Source organism: Frankia sp. CcWB2 (assembly GCF_977927585.1).
This window is the reverse complement of the sequence record NZ_CDWRCM010000201.1, coordinates 5,160-8,810: the sequence shown is the minus strand read 5'-3', so window position 1 is coordinate 8,810 and position 3,651 is coordinate 5,160. Positions and strand designations below refer to the sequence as shown.

Here is a 3,651-nt window from a genome sequence, read left to right as displayed (position 1 = left end):
AGCGACAGATCCAGATCCAGATCCAGTTCCGGATGGTCGAGGCTGACGGCGACCGCGTCCGGCTCGTCCGACAGGGCCGGTCCGACGACGTACAGCCGCGGGTCCTGGGCGGCCATCCCGTTGAGGATGGCCGTGGTGGTCGTGACGGCGTCGACCTCCCTGGCTTGGAGCAGCACGAGGCAGTCGGCGATGTTCGGCACGGTGCGCAGCACCGGGCGCGACGGCGCCCGCCGGACGGTCGCCGTCGAGGTGGCGCCGGCCGCCGTGCAGACCCGTCGCCCACCGAGATCGTCCATCCCCTGGTACGGCGAGTCGCGGGGGACCAGGACCCGTTGCGTCTCGTTGTAGTAGACGACGGAGAAGTCCACCAGCGCGCGCCGCTCGCAGTTCGTCGTCATGGTCGCCACGACGACGTCGACAGCGCCGTCGCGCAGGACCGGGATGCGCTCGGCGTAGGTGACCGCGCGGAACCGCACGCGTCCGTCTACGCCGAAGATCCTCCGGCCGATCAGGTTGGCGATCTCCACGTCGAAGCCCGCGAACTGGCCGGTGAACGGGCTGATCGACCCGAAGGGCGGGACGTCGGCCAGCATCCCGGCGGTGAGGTAGCCGCGGCGTTCGATCGTCTCCAGGACGGTGCCCGTGGGCATCGCGCCCGGCGGGGGCAGCCGGTCCGGCGGGCGCCAGCTGGCCTGCGGATTGTCGCAGGTGGGTGTCGGTGTCACGGCTGCGGCGGCGGGCGTGAGGGCGGCGGGCCGCGGGGGCGTCGGCGTCGCGGGGTCCAGGGGTCGGGCCTGGGCCGGCAGCGAACTGTCGACCGTGCCGCAGGCGGTGACGCCGACCGCCAGGGCGACGGTAATCAGTACCGTCACCGCTCGCGTCACCGCGAACCGGATGATCATCATTGGCTCACCGGTAGTCGTTGATTCTCAGCTGGATGCCGACGAAGGCCAGGGCCGCGGCGAGCCCGAGCGCCACGGTGGCGCCGAGCGGCAGGCGGCTCAGCGCCTCGCCGGCGGCGGACAGGCGCGCTTCGAAGCGGGTACGGCTGGTCGTGAACACCGCTTCCGAGGCGTCGTCGAACCGGGTGAAGGAGGTCGTGCCCTCGCCGAGCGCCACGGCCACCGCCTGCTGGAACCCGCCGACATCGGACACCAGGTTACCGACCCGCAGGCTTGTCGCCTGGTACCCGCGCCAGGCCGGTTCCAGGGCGGCGCGGGCCGGGCCGTCCGGGCCGCGCAGGGCCACCGTCGCCGGCAGAACCCCGGTCCCGGTCCGTCGCCCCCTGCCGTCGTAGCCCAGCCGGGCGGCCGCGGCGCGGGCGTCCTCGCCGAGTTCCACGCTGTTGCCGTGGGCGACCAGCGACAGGCTTTCGTCGCCCCACGCCCGTAATGCCAGCACCCGGGCCTGCGCGGTCAGCGTCATCGGGACGTACCCGTGGTCCCGGCTCTCGACGAGACGGCCGCGTTCCACGCCGAACGCGGTCAGCGTCAACCCGAGGATGATTGCGGTGAGCGCCGTGGCGGCGAGCAGCGGCGGATTGAGGATCCGGTGGGTGCGCCGGAACAGCCGCACCTGCAGCGCGACGAGCCCGGCGAGCGTCGCGGCACCGACGGCGCCGACCAGGAGCACCTGGTGCCAGGAGCTCGCCCGCCGGTAGCCGTGGTCGATGTCGGTGGCGCCGGTGGCGGCCAGCGCGTCGGCGGCGGGCAGGATGGTGTCCCGCATCAGCGCGGACGCCTGCCGCAGGTAGGCCCCGCCGACGGCGAGGCCGAGCCGGTTGTTCGCCCGGGCCCGTTCGACCAGGCCGGTGTAGACGGGCAGTTGCGCGGAGAGCACGGCCAGGGGCTGGCGTGGACTGCCAGCGCGGGCGAGATCGACGACGCGGTCGCTCGCCGCGGCGATGCTGCGCGCGTAGGCGGGACGCTGCCCCGGTGGTTCGACGCCGCCGGCGAGGAAGGCACGGGCCGCCGTGGCATCCGCCGCGGAGAGCTCGGCGCGCAGGCTCTGGGCGGCGATGAAGGACGCGCCGCTGTCCTTGGCCAGGGTGTCGATCGCGTGCCGGCGGGTCTGCGTGGCGCCGAGGACGGTGGCCCACAGTGCGACGAGCGCGAGGACCACGAGCACGGACAGCAGGCGCAGCCGGCCCGGCGGGGTCGCCGCCCGGCGCCGTACCCCCGTAGCCACCGCGGTCATGGCTGGTGAGCGTATGGCCTACGGAACCGCCGGGTGGCCCACTGTCACCTTGGCGTCACCCCGGCTGGTACCTCGTGCTGGCGCTGTGGCGGTGGGTCAGCCGGCCGTGGGGTCAGCCGGCCGTGGGATCAGAGGTCCGGGTCGATCATGATCCGGTTCTCGACGTGGCTGACCCCGCCCCGGGTAGCCGCCACGGGCTCAGCCGAGCCGCCGGGAGGATGCGGCCGGCACCGGTTCCGGTTCGGCGGCCGTCGGCCGGTGCGCGGAGTGCTCCACCCAGGCGGCCCCGGCGGTCGTGGTGGGATGACCAAGCAGGTAACCTTGGCCGTAGGGGATTCCGGCCGCCATCGCCGTGTCGAGCTCCATCGGGGTCTCGATGCCCTCGGCGATGACGCAGCCGCCGATCTCGCCGGCGACCTGCACCAGTCCCGTCGCGATGGCGCGCCTGGCCGGATCGGTGTCGATTCCGTGGGTGAGGACCCGATCCAGTTTGATGATCTCCGGGCGCAGGTGGATGAGCTGTTCCAGGCCCGCGTAGCCGGTGCCGACGTCGTCGATCGCGATGCGGACTCCGCGGCGGCGCAGCATGCTGATGGCGGCCAGTAGCTCCGAGTCGTCGCCGATGTGCTCGTGCTCGGTGATCTCCACGATGAGGCGATCGGCCCCCTGATCGGGAAGGATGTCGATCAGGCCGGAGGTGATGGTGGACGGCGAGGCGTTGACGGCGAGGGTGAGGTCGGACGGGAGCGTCGGCAGGACGGTCAGCGCGTGGCGGATCGCCATGAGTTCCAGCTCGATGCTCAGGCCGACGGTCGCGGCGTCATTATACCATTGCTGCGCACCGCCGGTCGTGTGGGGGAAGCGGGACAGCGCCTCGACCCCGACGATCCGTTCGTCTGCGAGCCTGAAGATCGGCTGAAAGATCATCTTTGGGCCGCCCGCGTCGATGAGGTCGCTCACTTCCTGCCAGATGCGGCGTCGCTGTTCCCACAGGCGGTGCAGGTCGAGGACCGCGTCACTCAGGAAGGCCGCCAACAGGTGCAGGAAGTGCACGTCGCGGTCGCGTGGCTGAGGGAGCGCGTCGTGGGCGAAGCAGCCGACTATGCCGTACACCTCGCCGTCGTTGTCGGCGACCGGCGCCGCGGCGTACGCGCCGACTCCCAGCTCGCGGACGAGGCCCGCGCCCGCGGTGCGTGGATCGGTGCGCGTGTCCGCGACGATCACCGGTATCTCGCCGGACAGCACCCGCCCGAGCAGGGTGTGCTTGCGGCGGATCGTCGAACCCGGCGCCAGCCTGAACCCCCGTGCGTCCCCGCTGAGAACCTGCAGGACAAGCAGATCCCCGTCGATCCGGGCCAGCCCCGCGACGTCTATCCGCAGATGTCGGCGCAGGATCTCGAGTAGATCCGTCACTACCGTGTCCGGCTGCGTGACGCCTGCCAGCGGGCCCAACGT

Annotated in this window: 3 protein-coding genes; all 3 read right to left on the bottom strand. The window is 72.4% G+C overall.

The annotated features are described in order from the left end of the window. A partial coding sequence (locus ACY45C_RS17910) for a transporter substrate-binding domain-containing protein (protein WP_462188713.1) occupies window positions 1–872 on the bottom strand: 872 nt, incomplete at its 3' end. A 37-nt stretch (window positions 873–909) separates the two neighbouring features. Beyond that, a complete protein-coding gene (locus tag ACY45C_RS17905) occupies window positions 910–2,196 on the bottom strand; it encodes a hypothetical protein (RefSeq protein WP_462188712.1) in 1,287 nt (428 codons plus the stop codon). Between the two features lie 198 nt (window positions 2,197–2,394). Next, window positions 2,395–3,648: a sensor domain-containing phosphodiesterase gene (locus ACY45C_RS17900; RefSeq protein WP_462188715.1), complete on the bottom strand. Its 1,254-nt coding sequence runs from the start codon at window positions 3,646–3,648 to the stop codon at window positions 2,395–2,397. Window positions 3,649–3,651: the final 3 nt, after the last annotated feature.